The 16,200-nt window shown below is 51.2% G+C and carries 13 protein-coding genes; 4 read left to right on the top strand and 9 right to left on the bottom strand.

Features of this window, described 5'->3' with window-relative positions; translation table 11 throughout:
- Positions 1-11: 11 nt before the first annotated feature.
- Positions 12-806, top strand: coding sequence for an ABC transporter permease (locus ACO0K9_RS25745; RefSeq protein WP_422989838.1), 795 nt, complete (start codon positions 12-14; stop codon positions 804-806).
- Positions 803-2,047, top strand: a complete 1,245-nt coding sequence (locus ACO0K9_RS25740) for an ABC transporter ATP-binding protein (RefSeq protein ID WP_422989836.1) — start codon at positions 803-805, stop codon at positions 2,045-2,047. Before ACO0K9_RS25745 ends, ACO0K9_RS25740 begins: the two co-directional genes overlap by 4 nt.
- A gap of 34 nt (positions 2,048-2,081) precedes the next feature.
- On the opposite strand, the gene ACO0K9_RS25735 is transcribed toward ACO0K9_RS25740, so the two are convergent.
- The 7 genes from ACO0K9_RS25735 to ACO0K9_RS25705 all read right to left on the bottom strand — a co-directional run bounded on the left by ACO0K9_RS25735 (position 2,082) and on the right by ACO0K9_RS25705 (position 10,665).
- Positions 2,082-3,206 (bottom strand): glycosyltransferase family 4 protein, encoded by a 1,125-nt coding sequence (locus ACO0K9_RS25735; RefSeq protein WP_422989834.1) that lies wholly within the window; start codon positions 3,204-3,206, stop codon positions 2,082-2,084.
- A gap of 12 nt (positions 3,207-3,218) precedes the next feature.
- On the bottom strand, positions 3,219-4,406 hold the full coding sequence (locus ACO0K9_RS25730; protein ID WP_422989832.1) for a glycosyltransferase family 4 protein: 1,188 nt from the start codon (positions 4,404-4,406) through the stop codon (positions 3,219-3,221).
- On the bottom strand, positions 4,403-5,299 hold the full coding sequence (locus tag ACO0K9_RS25725) for a GDP-mannose 4,6-dehydratase (protein ID WP_422989864.1): 897 nt from the start codon (positions 5,297-5,299) through the stop codon (positions 4,403-4,405). Before ACO0K9_RS25725 ends, ACO0K9_RS25730 begins: the two co-directional genes overlap by 4 nt.
- Before the next feature lie 8 nt (positions 5,300-5,307).
- The gene (gene gmd, locus ACO0K9_RS25720; protein WP_422989830.1) at positions 5,308-6,345 is read right to left on the bottom strand and encodes a GDP-mannose 4,6-dehydratase; all 1,038 of its coding nucleotides are present in this window, start codon (positions 6,343-6,345) and stop codon (positions 5,308-5,310) included.
- A 276-nt stretch (positions 6,346-6,621) separates the two neighbouring features.
- Entirely contained in the window at positions 6,622-7,287 is a 666-nt protein-coding gene (gene pyrE / locus ACO0K9_RS25715; RefSeq protein WP_422989828.1) for an orotate phosphoribosyltransferase, read from the bottom strand.
- Positions 7,288-7,365: 78 nt separating this feature from the next.
- Positions 7,366-10,368 carry a glycosyltransferase gene (locus tag ACO0K9_RS25710; RefSeq protein WP_422989826.1) on the bottom strand — a complete coding sequence of 1,001 codons (3,003 nt, stop codon included), beginning with the start codon at positions 10,366-10,368 and terminating at the stop codon, positions 7,366-7,368.
- 15 nt (positions 10,369-10,383) lie between these two features.
- A complete protein-coding gene (locus ACO0K9_RS25705; protein ID WP_422989824.1) occupies positions 10,384-10,665 on the bottom strand; it encodes a hypothetical protein in 282 nt (93 codons plus the stop codon).
- 134 nt (positions 10,666-10,799) lie between these two features.
- On the opposite strand from ACO0K9_RS25705, the gene ACO0K9_RS25700 reads away from it, so the two are divergent.
- Positions 10,800-11,573 carry an exodeoxyribonuclease III gene (locus tag ACO0K9_RS25700; RefSeq protein WP_422989822.1) on the top strand — a complete coding sequence of 258 codons (774 nt, stop codon included), beginning with the start codon at positions 10,800-10,802 and terminating at the stop codon, positions 11,571-11,573.
- A 77-nt stretch (positions 11,574-11,650) separates the two neighbouring features.
- On the opposite strand, the gene ACO0K9_RS25695 is transcribed toward ACO0K9_RS25700, so the two are convergent.
- Positions 11,651-13,375: a bifunctional metallophosphatase/5'-nucleotidase gene (locus ACO0K9_RS25695; RefSeq protein ID WP_422989820.1), complete on the bottom strand. Its 1,725-nt coding sequence runs from the start codon at positions 13,373-13,375 to the stop codon at positions 11,651-11,653.
- A 111-nt stretch (positions 13,376-13,486) separates the two neighbouring features.
- A complete protein-coding gene (locus ACO0K9_RS25690) occupies positions 13,487-15,814 on the bottom strand; it encodes a TonB-dependent receptor (RefSeq protein ID WP_422989818.1) in 2,328 nt (775 codons plus the stop codon).
- Here ACO0K9_RS25690 and ACO0K9_RS25685 point away from each other — a divergent pair.
- The gene (locus ACO0K9_RS25685) at positions 15,813-16,043 is read left to right on the top strand and encodes a hypothetical protein (RefSeq protein WP_422989816.1); all 231 of its coding nucleotides are present in this window, start codon (positions 15,813-15,815) and stop codon (positions 16,041-16,043) included. The genes ACO0K9_RS25690 and ACO0K9_RS25685 overlap by 2 nt on opposite strands.
- Positions 16,044-16,200: the final 157 nt, after the last annotated feature.

Raw genomic sequence — 16,200 nt, 5'->3', positions numbered from 1 at the left:
AAAGCAAAGCTTTGAAAGCCGTACTTCTCTCACTGTGGCATTACCGTCACTTTATTCTATCGTCCATCAAGGCTGAATTTTCAGGCCGGTTTGCACGCAGTAAACTGGGGGCCATATGGATGATACTTAATCCACTGGCGCAGGCCACCATCTTCGCTATCGTGTTATCCGAAGTGCTGGCCACCAAGATGCCAAACATCGATAACAAGTCTGCCTATGCCATTTATCTGATGGCGGGCATGTCTGCCTGGGGCCTGTTTTCGGAAATCATCACGCGCTGTACCACGGTGTTTATCGACTATTCCAATACACTCAAGAAAATCGCCTTTCCGCGACTGTGCCTGCCAATGATCGTCGGCGGCAGTGCCCTGTTGAACCACCTCTTGTTGCTGGCAGCGATTGCCGTGGTGTTCCTGTTCTTCGGCCATATGCCGACCTTGGCCTGGCTGGCCTTGCCCATAGGCATGCTATTGATCGTCATGTTTGCATTTGGCCTGGGTATCTTGCTGGGCCTGCTGAATGTATTCTCGCGCGATGTCGGCCAGGTAATGGGGATCGTCCTGCAATTGTGGTTCTGGTTCACACCAGTGGTGTATTTGAGTGACACCCTGCCCAAACGCTATGCTGTCATGTTGAACCTGAATCCGATTACACCGCTGGTCAAGATTTATCAGAATGCGATGCTGTATGGCACGCATCCTGCCCTGGCTGATCTGTTGACACCTTTCTTGTGGTCAGCAGGTTTGTTTCTATTTTCTTTCTGGATTTTCCGGCGTGCCAGCGCAGATCTGGTGGACGCGCTATGAGCCAAATTGTATTGAGTGTCACCGGCGTTGGTAAACGCTATACGAAATTCGGCGGCCTGTTCTCGCGCCTGCTGCAGTGGGCTGGCTTGCCGGTCAAACCTGCCTATGAATACTGGGCCAATCGCGATATCAGCTTCAATGTACCTGCGGGACAGGCAGTGGCCATCATCGGTCAGAACGGTGCCGGCAAAAGTACACTGCTGAAGATGATCACCGGAACGGTACGCCCTACTACCGGCAATATTGCTGTCAGTGGACGCATCAGCGCCATGCTGGAACTGGGACTGGGTTTCAACCCGGAATTCTCGGGCCGGCAAAATGCCTATATGGCGGGCGGCTTGATGGGGCTTAGTGGCGAGCAACTGGATCAGTTGATGCCGGGCATAGAAAGCTTCGCCGAAATCGGTGCCTTCTTTGACCAGCCGCTACGCGTGTATTCCAGTGGCATGCAGGCACGCCTGGCTTTTGCCGTGGCAACTGCAGTACGCCCCGATGTCCTGATCGTGGATGAAATCCTTTCAGTAGGTGACAGCTATTTCCAGCACCGCAGTTTTGACCGCATACGCCAGTTCAAGGAACAGGGTACCTCCATCATCCTGGTCACCCATGGCATGAGTGATGTACGCAGTTTATGTGATCACGTGATCCTGATCGACAAAGGCTGCGTCATCAAGCAGGGCGCGCCAGATGAAGTCGTGGATTTTTACAATGCCATGATTGCGCGCAAGGAAAATGAAAAACTAGAGATTGAACAGCAGCGCAACGAACAAGGCTGGTTGCAAACCCGTTCTGGCACCGGACAGGCTTCCGTCACCAAATTGAGTCTGCGTGCCCAGGACAGCGATCAGGTCCTGGCTGCGGCACAGGTAGGCCAAAAAGTGAAGCTGGTGGCAGAAGTCCAGTTACGTGCTGATATCCCGGAACTGGTGCTGGGCCTGATGCTGCGCGACAAACAGGGCAGTGTCATCTGGGGCAGCAACACCTGGCATACCGGTCAGGTACAACATGGCTTGCTGGCCGGCGATACCCTGGAATTCGTCCTGCCATTTGAATGCCCGCTGGGGCCAGGGTCTTATTCTGTCACCACCGCGCTGACCAAGGCGGAAACCCATCTGGATGAAAACTATGAATGGTCAGATAACCTGCTGGTGTTTGATGTCATCAATGTGGAACATCCGCAGTTCATAGGCAGTAACTGGTTGCGTGGCGAATTCCAGATCAATAAGCAAGTAGCCGTCTGAGATGGCTTGCTAACAACTTGCCGCCAGCCTGTTTTTATTGGCGGCGATGCTGGTCAATGACCTGTTGATAAAGGCGAGCATAATTGCTCGCCATTTTGTCGGCAGTAAATAATTCTGTATAGCGTTGCTGCGCGCTCTGCCCCATTTGTGCCGCTTCCTGCGGATGCGCCAGCAAATATTCCATCGCCTGACGGAATGCAGCCGGATCACTGGGCGGCACTACCAGCCCGGTCTGGCCTGCCACGTTGATATACGTTGTGCCGGTACCGATCTCGCTGGAAATCATGGGCTTGCCAAACATCGCCCCTTCCAGCAGGGAAATGCCAAATGCTTCTGAACGCAGGTGGGATGGAAAAGCCAGTGCATAGCACAAGGTCAGCAAGGCGACCTTGTCGGGTTCCGGCAAAGCCCCCAGGAAATGCACATTCTTCAGGTTCAGGCTTTCAGCCTGGCGCTTCAGTTCGATTTCTTCTGGACCGTCACCAACGATGACGATGGGAATGCCGGTACCTGCCGCCGCTTCCAGCAAAATGTGCAAACCTTTGTAGTAGCGCAGCATTCCCACAAACAGGAAAAATTTTTCACCTACTTTTTGACGCCAGTGCGCCAGCAATTCAGGTGAGGGGACCGGATAGATACTCTTGTCCAGCCCATAGGTAATCACTTCGGTTTTATCTTTGTACAACTCCAGCGTCGGGCTGGTGGCTAGATAATTGGGGGAAGTGGCAACGATGCGGTCGACATCGCGCAAGAACTGGTGCTTAAGCGGTGCATACAGCTTCAGCAGGTATTTTTGGCGGACGATATCCGAATGATAGGTAACAACGCTGGGTTTTTTGATGCGCCCCAGAAAATGGGCAATATCCATGAATGGCCAGGGGAAGTGATAGTGCACCACATCGGCCTGCGCCGCCAGCTCGACAAAACGGGACAGGGCAGACCAGGAAAAGCCGGTAGAAGCAATTTCAAAATTCAGGTGGGCTCTATGTACCTTGTGTCCTTCAAATTCGATCAGTGGTCGCCCAGGTTCACGTGTCAGTGTCAGCACTTCGTTTTCCACACCCAGGCGCGTCGTCCCTACCGCCATCTGGCGTATGACTTGCTCCACGCCACCATAGGTGTCGGGGTAATAGGTGCGGTAGAAGTGCAGAACTTTCACTATGCGCCGTCCTTATCTGGATTGAACCAGGTGATACGCGGCAACCGTATTGCGTACACAGGCTTCCCAGGTCAGCTCTGCAGCACGCTGTAAACCGCGTGCCTTTGCTGTAGCCCGCCAGTCTTCGTCTTCCAGAGCCTGACGCAAACCATTCCGTATGGAATCCACATCCGCCGGATCCACCAGCATGGCAGCACCGCCAGCCACTTCCGGCATGGACGAACAATTGGAAGTCAGTACCGGCACCCCACTGGCCATCGCTTCGGCAATGGGTAAGCCAAAACCTTCATACCACGATGGATAGGTAAACAGCCGGCAACCCGCATATAGTATAGGCAATAATTGCTGATCGACAAAACCCAGGTATTTTAGCCAACCCTCACGCTCTGCCTTTTCTATATCCTCGTGGATGGACTCGCTTTGCCAGCCCTCGCCACCAACCAGCACCAGTGGCCAGCGCTCACGAAGCGGTTGCGGCAGACCACGATAGGCTGCCAGCAAATGTGTGAGGTTCTTGCGTGGCTCTATGGTAGAGACAAAAAAACTGTAACCATCCGGCTGCAAGCCAAATTCTTTCAATATGGGAGCAGCCTCTGCCGCGGTATAAGGATGAAAAACCTCATCCACTCCCAATGGTACGGCCTGCACCTGTTGTTCTTTCAGGCCAAATTCCTGCAAGACTTCCAGACGGGTTGCCAATGAATCCGTAATCACCAGGCTGGCACGTTCGATAGCTTCCGGTATGGCAGTATGCATGCGTACCACCCTGCCCTTTGGGTGCCATTCCGGATATCGGTACACCGACAAGTCGTGTATGGTCACCAGGCTGGGTAAACGGCTTTCAGGAACAAAGTAATTCGGGCTGTGGAATAACCCATTGGCAACCCGATTCAACTGATGGCCTGCAAGCACAGGCAGGATTTTTCCGTACAAACGGGAAAATACCTCCACTCGCCCCAATTGCTGACGCAGGCGCTCTTTATATCCGGGTTTGGCGGGCTGGATTGATCTGGCACTGATTGCCGGCGGTTTTTTTTGTGCCTGTTCGATACATGGTAACTCGCGCCAAAAGCCATCCGACAGATACCGTACCGATCCAATACCGGGCTGCGTCGGCAAACGTGTCGCCAGTTCCCACGCATATCGGCCTATGCCCGCCAGCGGCGGCCGTATGGCCTCAATGGAGAGCACGACGTTCACGCCGCATCCTTTGCCTGAAGCATCCAGGCCAGTGTATCGCGCAAGGTGATGTGCGGCAGATCACCTATGCATTCGCGCAAGCGACGACCATCACCCACCAGTTTATGGACTTCATTGGCGCGCACAAATGCGGGATTGACATGCACCTTGATTGCATAACCGGCCAACTCGCCAGCCATCTGCAACACGTCACGCAAACTGTATGCAGTGCCGGAACAGATATTAAAGGTCTGCCCGGTCGGCGCCAGTTCCAGCAAACGTGCATACGCCAGGGCAACCGTGCGTACATCGGAGAAATCACGGGCGACATCAAGATTGCCCAACTCGATATCTGTCGCCTGGCGTCGATAATGCTGAACGATTTTAGGCAGCAGGAAATTTTCCGTCTGTCCGACACCAGTGTAATTGAAAGGACGGGTCACAATGATGGGCAATTTATCCATCCACAAACGCGCCACATGTTCCATCGCCAGCTTGCTGACAGCATAATCATTTGCTGGCAGTGCCGGTTCGGTTTCTGCAATCACTTCTGTTCTGGTATTGCCATAGATATTGGCACTGCTGGCCACCAGCACGGCGCGAGGTTTCTTGTCGAGCGCAGCCAGGCCTTCCAGCAGGTTGCGCGTTCCAACCACATTGACGCGATAAATTTCTTCTGCATCACCGTGGGCTACAAACGAAATCGCCGCCAGGTGGGCAACCACGTCAGGCTGCACGTCTTCCAGCACTTGACGCAAACCTGATTTGTCACACAGGTCAACCGAAAAATTGTCCTGCCCCTGTGATTCGGCACCGTGAGTTGTACCAAATACGCGGTAACCAGCAGCCTGCAATTCTTGCGCCAGATAGCGACCTGTAAAACCTTTAATACCTGTGATCAGGGCGCGTGGCATCGCAGTCATCAGAACGACGCGCCGTTCTGATTACGACGCACATCAGCCTCCACCATCATCTGGCACAATTCTTCCAGCGTCGTTTTTGGTTCCCAGCCCAATACCTGCTTGGCCTTGGCCGGATCACCGATCAACAATTCCACTTCGGCAGGGCGATAGAATTTTGGATTGACACGCACCAATACCTTGCCGGTCCTGGTGCAACTGGCAGTTTCATTTTCGCCTTCACCGGACCAGTTGAGCTGGATGTCTGCAGCCTTGAAGGCCATGGTCACAAAATCACGTACGGTTTCGGTGCGATTGGTCGCCAGCACAAAAGTATCTGGCTTATCGGCCTGCAACATGCGCCACATGCCTTCCACATATTCCTTGGCAAAGCCCCAGTCACGCTTGGCATCCATGTTGCCCAATTCCAGCACATCCAGCTTGCCCAGCTTGATCTTGGCGACCGAATCAGTAATTTTACGGGTCACAAATTCACGCCCACGCAATGGTGATTCGTGATTGAACAAAATGCCGCTGCAGGCAAAAATGCCATACGATTCGCGATAATTGATCGACATCCAGTGTGCATATAACTTGGCGACACCATACGGGCTGCGCGGATAAAACGGCGTGGATTCGACTTGCGGTACGGCTTGCACCTTGCCAAACATTTCGGAAGTCGATGCCTGATAAAAGCGGATCTCGGTATTCACGATGCGGATCGCTTCCAGCAAATTCAGGGCGCCAATGCCGGTAATCTCCGTGGTGGTCAGCGGCTGTTCAAAAGACACGCCGACAAAACTTTGTGCCGCCAGGTTATATACTTCAGTCACGCCGGTGGTTTGCAACAGACGTATGCTGGCTGACAGATCCGTCAAATCATATTCGACCAGATGCAGTGCCGGATGCGCGGCAATACCCAGCTCTTCTATGCGCCAAAAATTGACTGAACTGGTACGACGGTAAGTACCATAGACGGTGTAACCTTTTTCCAGCAGCAATTGCGCCAGATAGGCTCCATCCTGACCAGTAATACCAGTGATTAACGCTTTTTTACTCATTACAAAAAACCTCTTCGCAAATGCGAACATTCAACATTCTTTTTTTAATCAGATAATGAACCGCTCATTTGAAATCATCTGTGACAGCGGTCACAATTTATCCAAGGTTGCCCAGTATACAATGAGTGTTCGCCGCACTGCGGAAAATTAATGCAAGCGCTTGTAAGTGACGTTAATTATTAACACTTACACAATCAAAATTTTAATTGAAACTGGATTGCGACTGAATTTCGACTGAATTTCAAACGATACCCAGGCAATTCTTTAAACGATTATTCAGACTGCACCGTAGCGCTTACGGTAATTTTCGACCGAATCTTTGTACATTGACAATTGCTCACTGGCGCTGACTGTCGTCAAATAATCGAATAAATCGTTTAGATTGGCAATTGCGGCGACCGGCATGCCATACGCCTGGCTTACTTCCTGTGCCGCAGAATGCGTGGACAGCGCATCATCCTTGCCAGAACGTTCCATACGATCAAGTGCAATCAGCACGGCGCATGGGATGGCACCGGCATGGCGGATGATTTCCACGGATTCTCGTACCGAAGTACCGGCAGAAATGACGTCATCAATAATGACGACTTTGCCTTCGAGCTTGGCACCAACGATGTTCCCGCCTTCGCCATGGTCTTTGGCTTCCTTGCGGTTATACGCAAAAGGGACGTTTCTGCCTTTGCGGGCGAGTGCCACTGCAGTCGCGGAGGCCAGGGTGATGCCTTTGTAAGCCGGGCCAAACAGCATATCAAATTCTATACCTGAGTCGAGCAAGGTCTGCGCATAAAAGTCAGCAATGCGGCCCAGATTGGCACCGTCGTTAAACAGGCCGGCATTAAAAAAATAAGGCGACTTGCGTCCCGCTTTCGTCACAAATTCGCCAAAGCGTATGACACCGGCCTCTACCGAAAATTGTATGAATTCTTGTCTTAAAGTGCTCAAAATAACCTCTGCTTAACTGTGTCACCACGGTCCCTGGCACCAAGGATATCATGTGACTTTGTTGTTTTCATGTTTGTTTCAGGCGGAAATGGCCAGGGAAAACGCGGCCAACATTGCCTTTATGACATCTTTATCGGCAGATATGCCCACATTCCTGACCTGCAAGCTGGCCCGTGCCAGGTTCATCTCAAGCATGGGCGTCCTCAGATTCTCAGATATGTTCTGCAAATCCTCGCCCCCATGCAAATCAAGATAAAAGTCCCCAGCTTGAAATTCAACGATATCATCAGGCAGCCTCAATGCAGGCAATTGCAGGAATTTGCATGTCCAGGATCTCGCATACCGGAAATCGTGGTCGTCGTGCACAACGGTTTCTATCCGCAAGTCAGGCCTGCTCAGCATCAATTGTTCCAACAAGGGTTTTAGCATTGGCGGGACCGGTTCCCCTTGCTTGCACCATGGGCTGACATCCACCATGATCAGGCGCTTACCAGACCGTCTTTGCTGGGTCACAAGACAGCGTGCAAGCTCTGGCAAGTCGTCGTCCAAAGAAGCCGACAAAGGCGTGATGTTGGCAATCGCATCCAGGCTACGGTGCAAGCGGGCAGAGGGTTCGTTTTCGGCAAACCATTCTATGGCGTCAAAGTATTTTCTCGCAATCAGGGCTGGTGCATGCTGTGTCTTTAGCATGGTGCGCGCAGCATGTCCCATCACTTGCCGGCCAGAGGCATCTTGCCGGACTTGCTCGATGGCACGCAAGAGTTCAGCCGGTTCAAAATCATCCGCAATGGATACCACGCAGTCCTGCGGCAATTCTGCCATGGAACCATTGCGGTTCACGATGACGGGCAAGCCATATGCCATGCATTCAAGCACGGCTGCCGATGTTTCACCACGCGAATAGGTACGCAATTGAACCGCCACATCAGCCGCCTGCAAATACTGACTGTAGATGGATGGTTCAATAAATCCGGTAATACTGATGCGACCGGCAGCCGCACATTGCTGGATATCTTTTTGCAGTTTTGCACCGTAACTACCCGTATCATTTTTACCCACGAAAACCAGATGGCAACGCGCATCACCAGCGAATGAAGAAGCCAGCCAGGTCTCCAGCAATACCTGATTCAGTTTGGTGGCACCGAGCATACCGAAGGAACAGATGACAAAATCATCTTCCTTCAAGCCCAATGCTTCACGCGCCGTGCGCTTATCCAGTTGTATGGGTATTTTGCGCAGAAGAGCCACCTGCTTCCAGTGCGCGGTTTGTTGCGCCGTTCCCCAGAAACGCCCCAATTCCATGGCATGCGCAGAATGCACGATCACGCCTTCCGCCATGTCCAGCAAGCCGCCACTGCATGGAAATTTCCGGATCAAGGCAAGGTCATCCCCGGCATCACGTCGCTCCAGCAATCCGGCATAAGCATGCGACTGATACATGTGCGAAGTCCAGATCCCCGGTATCTGCTTGCTCAGTTCCAGATGCGCCAGCGAATCACCTAAAAAGTAATCATGCAATACCATCACCCCGGGATGATCTGAAAACAGGGGGTACATGAAGGCATGTGCCGGTGAATTGCCAAAATGGTAGACACTACGGTCAAACTCATCGGCATGGCGGGCGAACCAGTTGGTATCACGGATACGGAAATTGGCGTTGAGCCAGGGTGATGCAACTTCATCCTGCTCACAAATCAGGGTAATGTCGTAATAGTCAGCCAGCTCCGGTAACAAGTCGGCACTGTAATTGGCAATTCCTGTAGCCAAAGGCGGCAGCGGTGAAATATAGGCGAGTCTTGGCTTGGCCCGGTGCGAGGTCAGCGTCACTTTTGTGCTGGCGATTTCATTCTGCCTGGCATGACTGTGCTGTATCGCTTCAATTGCTTTTTTGGCTGACGCATCCCAGGAAAATTTCTTTGCCTGAATCAAACCACGCTGGCGCAGTTGATCTGCAAATGCCGGATTTTGCAGCACCTCGGCCATCTTGCCGGCAATAGATTTGATATCTCTGGGATTAAATAAAGCCTCAGGACAACCAAGCACTTCAGGCAGGCTACTGGCATTCGAGGCAATCACCGGTGCACCGCAAGACATGGCTTCCAAAGCGGGCAAACCAAAGCCCTCATGCCATGAGGGAAATACAAATAATGCGCAAGCCTGATAGAGCAGGGGCAAATCCGCATCCGGCACAAAACCCGTCAACACCACATCATCTTCAGCCAGCCCCAGCTTCCGACCCAATGCGTCCAAACGCTGGCGCACGGTATCCTGCACGCTGCAGACTATCGCCAGTTGGTATTGTTGACGCAGGGCGACAGGCAATTCTGCATAGGCAGCAATCAGGCCTTCAATATTTTTGCGTATGTCTATGCCACCGGTATACATGATGAAACTACGCTGCAGACCATAACGTTTGCGCAAATCCACCTTGGCGCTGAGCGCTTCCTGCGTACCCATGCATAACTGAAAATCTTCAGCCACCGCAGATGAGATACTCACTACACGCTCGGGTGGCAGTTGCAGTAATTCAATCCCTTCCTGCCTCGAAAAATCAGAGATCGCCAGTAACAGGTCTGCCCTCTTCAGGCTGGCCAGTTTGCGGTAATACCATGCGCGTTGAGATGGTTGCTGCAAGTATTGCTTCTCATACACCAGCGGTATCAGGTCATACAAAGTGACGGCCGTCGCCAGACGCTCGTCTGTCAAGCCGACACTGGAGACGGCATCATCACCCGAGCCTTCAAACAGACTGGTCACATGGACAAAATCAGGACGTATGCTGGCCAGGGCATGTTCCCTGACCAGTTCTGCCGTACGGTTACGCCAATAATTGTCCGGTACCAGTTCGGCAACAGGGGCCGGGGTACGCCAGGTGACTATTCGCTCACTGGGTACAAGCTCAGCAAAAATGTTTCTTATGGGTTGTATCGTTTCAGGAAACAGGCCACTCAACATCAGCCATATTTCATGTTGCCCGGCGTTGCTGGCCATGGCCTTGGCCAAGGCAAGAGAATAACGGCCTATGCCACGATCACGACTACCAGTGGATTGGCAAGCTTGTAAATCTATCAGAATACGCATAACGAATGGTGCTCACTATTCCATATGTTTGTTGTGTTTTATTCGATTTTGCAGCTCGCACAATACTTTCCTGCCCTCGACCCCGAGTCGCTCCGTGCGGATATGTCTTACCTGAGCCGGACCAACGGCCGCAGGACGAGCCCTGGCTTTCTTGATCAAAATCTTGATATCCAGATACAATTTCTGCCAACCGCCACGCTTGAGCAGTTGAAACACCATTCGTAGCGGAGCAGTGATTTTCCAGGATGAACTGGCATACACCGCCTTGAGCTCTGCACGCAATTGATCTTCATTCATGGTCATAAGCAATCTAAAATCGTACCCAAATAGCTCGCCAGTATAAACCATCAACCAGCGGCTCCACTCAAGTTCACACGTTAGGCTAGCATCTGGTATGCTTTTTCACTTCCCATCTGGAGCCCACACTCATCATGACCAAAATCATCTCCGCCAATCTGAATGGCATACGTTCAGCCGCAAAAAAAGGGTTTTTTGAATGGATGGAAAAAGAAAAACCGGATGTTGTCTGCGTACAGGAGCTGAAAGCCCAGGAAGCAGACATGACGCCTGACTTTTTGAATCCCCATGCTTATCACGGTCATTTCCACTATGCCGAAAAAAAAGGGTATTCAGGTGTGGGCGTCTACAGTAAAAAACAACCAGATACGGTCGCCATCGGTTTTGGCTACCCGGAATTCGATGCCGAAGGCCGTTATGTGCGTTGCGATTTTGGAAAATTGTCGGTGATTTCCCTATATTGCCCTTCCGGTTCGTCGTCGCCAGAAAGGCAGGAGGCCAAATTCCGCTTCATGGATGCCTTCTTCCCACACCTGCAGGGATTGATAGCTGAAGGCAGAGAAATCATTATCTGTGGCGACTGGAATATCGCTCACAAGGAAATCGACTTAAAGAACTGGAAAAGCAATCAAAAGAATTCCGGCTTCCTGCCAGAAGAGCGCGCCTGGATGACACGCCTGTTTGACGAACAAGGCTGGCTGGATGTGTACCGCCACCTGCACCCCGAAACCACTGGCGACGCCTATACCTGGTGGAGCAATCGTGGACAGGCCTGGGCAAACAACGTCGGTTGGCGTATCGATTACCACGTTGCCACAGGTGGCATAGGGAAAAAAGCGCATTCTGCATCCATCTATAAAGAACAGCGTTTTTCCGATCATGCCCCCTTGATCATCCATTACAAATAAGCCGGTACTGAGCACTGTGGCGACTGCAGTCACCCCAGTCACTGCCTGGTAACCGTACCAGGCAGTGACTCATGCGATCAAGGCTTGGTGACACTGCCTGCCACGCGCTTGACACGGTCACGCCTGACTTCACCCAACTGGCTGCCCTGCTCGCGCACATAAGCTTCAAAAGCTTCCATGTCGCGACCAACTATTTCGCGGTCCTTGCCCTGCTTCAGTAGGGTAAAGCCGTCACCACCATCTGCCAGGAAGCTATTCACCACCACCAGGTACTGCTGATTCATATCCAGCGGCTTGCCCTTGATCAGCACATTGCTGATACGCTTTTCTGCTGCGGCTTGCGGGTCCCAGCTATAGGTGATGGTATGGGATACAAACAGTTTCTTCGGGTCGTCGATGCTGCGGCCTTCCCACTGCTGCTGTAACACACCCAGTATCTGGGAACCGCTGAGACGCATGCGTACCAGATTATTACCAAAGGGCTGGGCAGCATACAGGTCACCGTAATTGATGGCGACTGGCCCTTGCGATTTGCCGGATGGCACGTCACTGCGTATCCCGCCTGCATTCATGAATGCCATATCGCCCCCGCCCTCGCCCCCACCCATATGCTGCGCATGGTGCAACTGGGCATCGGCGATGATGTTACCCAGGCTGCTGTCAAATGTGCCGCCCTCGCTGGAACGCGACAAAGGCGCATTCAGATTCACGATCGGACGCAGACGCAGGCTGGCAGTCTGGTTCGCCACCAGATCCACCAGCACCTGTGCGGCCGGGTCCGGCTTCAGTAGCTGCTGATCAATAAGATGATTCACCGCCACTGCCTTGATCACCGTATTGCTGTTGCGGTCTATCGTCAGCGTCGATTCTGTCAAAAACGAACCATAACTGCGCCCCTGCACCACCAGTCGCCCATCGATCTTGCAGGTATAGCCCTGATGCGAATGGCCTGACACCACCAGGCTAATCGCCTTGTCCAGCTTTTTGCTGATCTCTATGATAGGACCTTGCAAGCCCTCGCAACGATAGGTCGGATCGGTTTCTGCGCCCTTGTAGGTAGCACCTTCATGTATCAATACCACGATCGCGGCGACACCCTGTTTTTGCAGCTCCGGCACGTAGCGGTTAATGGCGGTGGCTTCATCTTCAAAGCGCAAATGCTTGACAGCATCACCTGCCACCAGATTTGGCACGTCGGAAGTCACGGCACCGATGAAACCGACTTTCACTTCGCCCACCTGACGGATCACATACGGTGTCAGCCACGGCGTGCTACTACCCTGCTCGTATACGTTCGCGCCCAGATAGCTAAAACGGGCACCACTGAATTCCTGATAAGCACAACCGCCAGCCGGGCAGTTGCCATTGATCTTGCGCATCAGGTCGGCAGTACCATTGTCAAACTCATGATTACCCACAGCGGTGGCAGACAGATCGAGCCGGTTTATGGCCTCGATCACAGGTTCATCCTTCATCAGTGCAGAACCCATGGGCGAAGCACCGATCAGGTCACCGCCGCCCACCAGTATGCTGTTGGTAACAGCCTTGCGCCGCTCACTCAGCTTGCTGCTGAGGTAGGCATAACCACCGGCCGGAACCGAGATTTTTTCACCCGGATGTGCCGGGTCCATCTTGGTTGCCATATACGGCACGGGTTGGCTGGCCTGCAGATTGCCGTGAAAATCGTTGATGCTGAAAATGGTAATGTCTATGGTAGTGCTCTTGCCAGCCATGTCGGTACTTGCACAGGCTGCCAGCAAATTGCTGGCGAGCAGCACTGAAATAAGTTTAAGCTTTTGCATAAAAACGATTCTTGAATTCAAAAGAAAAAACCCGCAACAAGAAAGCTTGTTGCGGGCCCAAAACAATCTAGCTGCCGTGAGATTGCGAGTTCACAGCATTATGCCAACCTATCAGAAATCGGCGGATAGAGTGACAGATGTGAAACGTGGTGAACCCAGATAGTAGAACGCGGTACTAGCGCTAACACCATTGATTGCCTTGGTATTAAGGATAGTGGCGGAACTAGGATTACGATATTGCTCGTTGAATATGTTGCTCACATTAAAACGCACGGTAGGCTTCTTCATCATGCCCCAATTTGGGAATTGATAACCGGCATCAAAATCCACAACATGGTAGCCAGGAACAAGTTCATCATTCATCAAACTTGCATACTGCGCACTAGTATGTTTGAACTTGAGGCGGCTATAGAACGCACCTGTTTCATATTGCGCACTCAAACCATATTTCCAGTTTGGTGTCAGAGCAAATTCATTGCCAGATGTTGGCAAGAAAGACGTTTTACTGAAAACGATATTATCTTTGACTTTACTTTGTGTATAGCTGACCGAACCGTAGAATGACAAACCATTAATAGGCTTGTTACCCAATTCAATTTCCATCCCGCGCATGGACACTGCACCTACGTTGGTATAGATACTCTTGTCAGCGATAGGATCGTAAGCATTACCCTGGCGGTTTTTGAAGTCAACATTGAAAACGTCAACTTGAGCAGTCAATACATCACTTTGATGACGGTAACCAACGTCCAGGTTCCATGCTGTTTCTTCTTTCAGATTGCCGGTAATCGTGGCTACACCATTCACGAACTGTACATTGTTGCTAGTAGGCGCAAACGCAAAGTTAGGCGGGGCTTTCATGTTTTTAGCCAGACTTGCATACAACTGATTGGTATTGTCGATCTGGTACTTGATACCCAGTTGTGGCAACAAATCGCTGTATGTCTGCTGCACATTGTATGTCGTCGTGTAAGTGGGTAGCGTGCCGCCTTCATTCGCATAGTTGGTGAAGTCACGTTTGACATGGGGCGAACGCACACCAACATTGATGGACATTTTATTGTTCAGCAAACTGATGGTGTCTTGCAGGAAGAACTGCCATGCAGTACTGATGGTTTTCCAGTCACGAGCTTCATATCGTGTTCCATCTGGACGCAAAATGATGCCGTCACGCAGCCAGAAATCCGCAGGATTGCCAGAAGCGTCGACCGGTACGATAGGGCTAGTTTGACGATGTGTCGCCTGTTCAAACCAGAAACCGCCGAGGATAGTGTGGTTGTCCATCGTGTGGCTGATGGATGCAGTGATACCAGGGCGCTGTGTACGTGTGACACTGCTGCCAGCCATGATGATTTTGTCGAGAGTATCGCCATCACCATTCAGATCAACAGTACCTGTCAATTTACCCGCGTTCAGGAAGCCATTTTCGGCAACCACTTTTTGCTGCACACCACCTGTACCGTAGCCATACCAGAAATAAGGCAATACCTTCAGATCAGTATTTTCAGCTATACGGAATTGACCTGTTACTGAGGCGATCACGTTCTGGAATGGATTGGTAGCCAATTTGTAATATTGCGGGCTAGGACCAGTTTCTACCTGGGGTGGTTGTCCGTTTACCGGGGTTAAATGGCCTGGGGTAAAAGTGGAACCGAAATCATAGTTGTAACCAAACTGGTTCAACTGGGCCAAACTTAGGGTGCCGATGTTATTGTTAACTGCACTATTAACCAATATGTTGCCGTTAATGTAATTAAAACGATCGAAATCTATACGACCACCCAGATCAACGTGATTACGTTGAGCCTGGCCTTCACCCTTCCATTTGTCGGAACGGGCATGAGATGCAGAGATGAAGAAGCGGGCTTTGCTTTCGCCAATCAAACCTGTGTCATAACGCAGGAAAGATTTGTACATCTTCAGGCCACCAAATGTCTGCATGACACGGATACGGCTTTCTTTTTCTGGTTCACATGTAGTAATACCAATATTACCGCCGGTTGCACCTACGTGAGGAGAGTCAACATCAGTAGAGCCTTGGGTAACAAAGTTGGAACAGGTATTTTCCTGATCCACAAATTCTTGTGGGAAAACCGAGAAGCTACCGGAGTCATTGACGGGTACACCGTTAACAGTAAAACCAATCTGGTCACTGTTAAAGCCACGCAATGTCAAACCACCACCAAACAAACCTGTAGCGTCATAGTTGTATGAGTTCACCGCAGGCAACAGATCCAACGCCTGGTATGCGTTGCCGGTTGGACGTTGTTTGATCAACTCCTCACGGGTAACAGTACTACGTGCTTTTGGTGCGTCTTCATCCACCATCAAACCAGTACCAACTTTACGGCCGGTAATGGTAACGCGCTTGGCGTCCGCACTTTCTGTCGATTCAGCAGTTTGTTTGACTTCTACTGTTTGTGCGTAAGCAGAGGACATGCTCAGGCATGCCAGTTGGCATGCGATCGCTACCATCGACAAACGCGATGGAAATATGGACGATTTGTTAGATTGTTTCATTGAAGCTCCCGAATCATTTTACAAATGGAAATTAAAATTAGTGCAAAACCCCGTTCATCATCTCAAGCCATCACAACTGCCTGATGACATCCCCTACACAGCTTGTTTTTTGCCAAATTTTTTGGCTTTTTTTTGTAACTGGTTGTAATTCCACAACACTCATCTGCTATTACATGTCACATTAGAAATATCCTGTGGCCATATCAGGTCGCGCAAACGATTGCTTTTTTGAGAAAATAAATAATCTCGAACGGCGCAAACGATTGCTATTTCCAAACAAAAAACAGACGGACTTATTACAGTGC

Source organism: Undibacterium sp. Ji50W (assembly GCF_049340445.1).
Taxonomy (GTDB): domain Bacteria; phylum Pseudomonadota; class Gammaproteobacteria; order Burkholderiales; family Burkholderiaceae_D; genus Undibacterium.
Note: the sequence above shows the minus strand (reverse complement) of the source record. Positions and strands in the feature narration are given on the sequence as shown.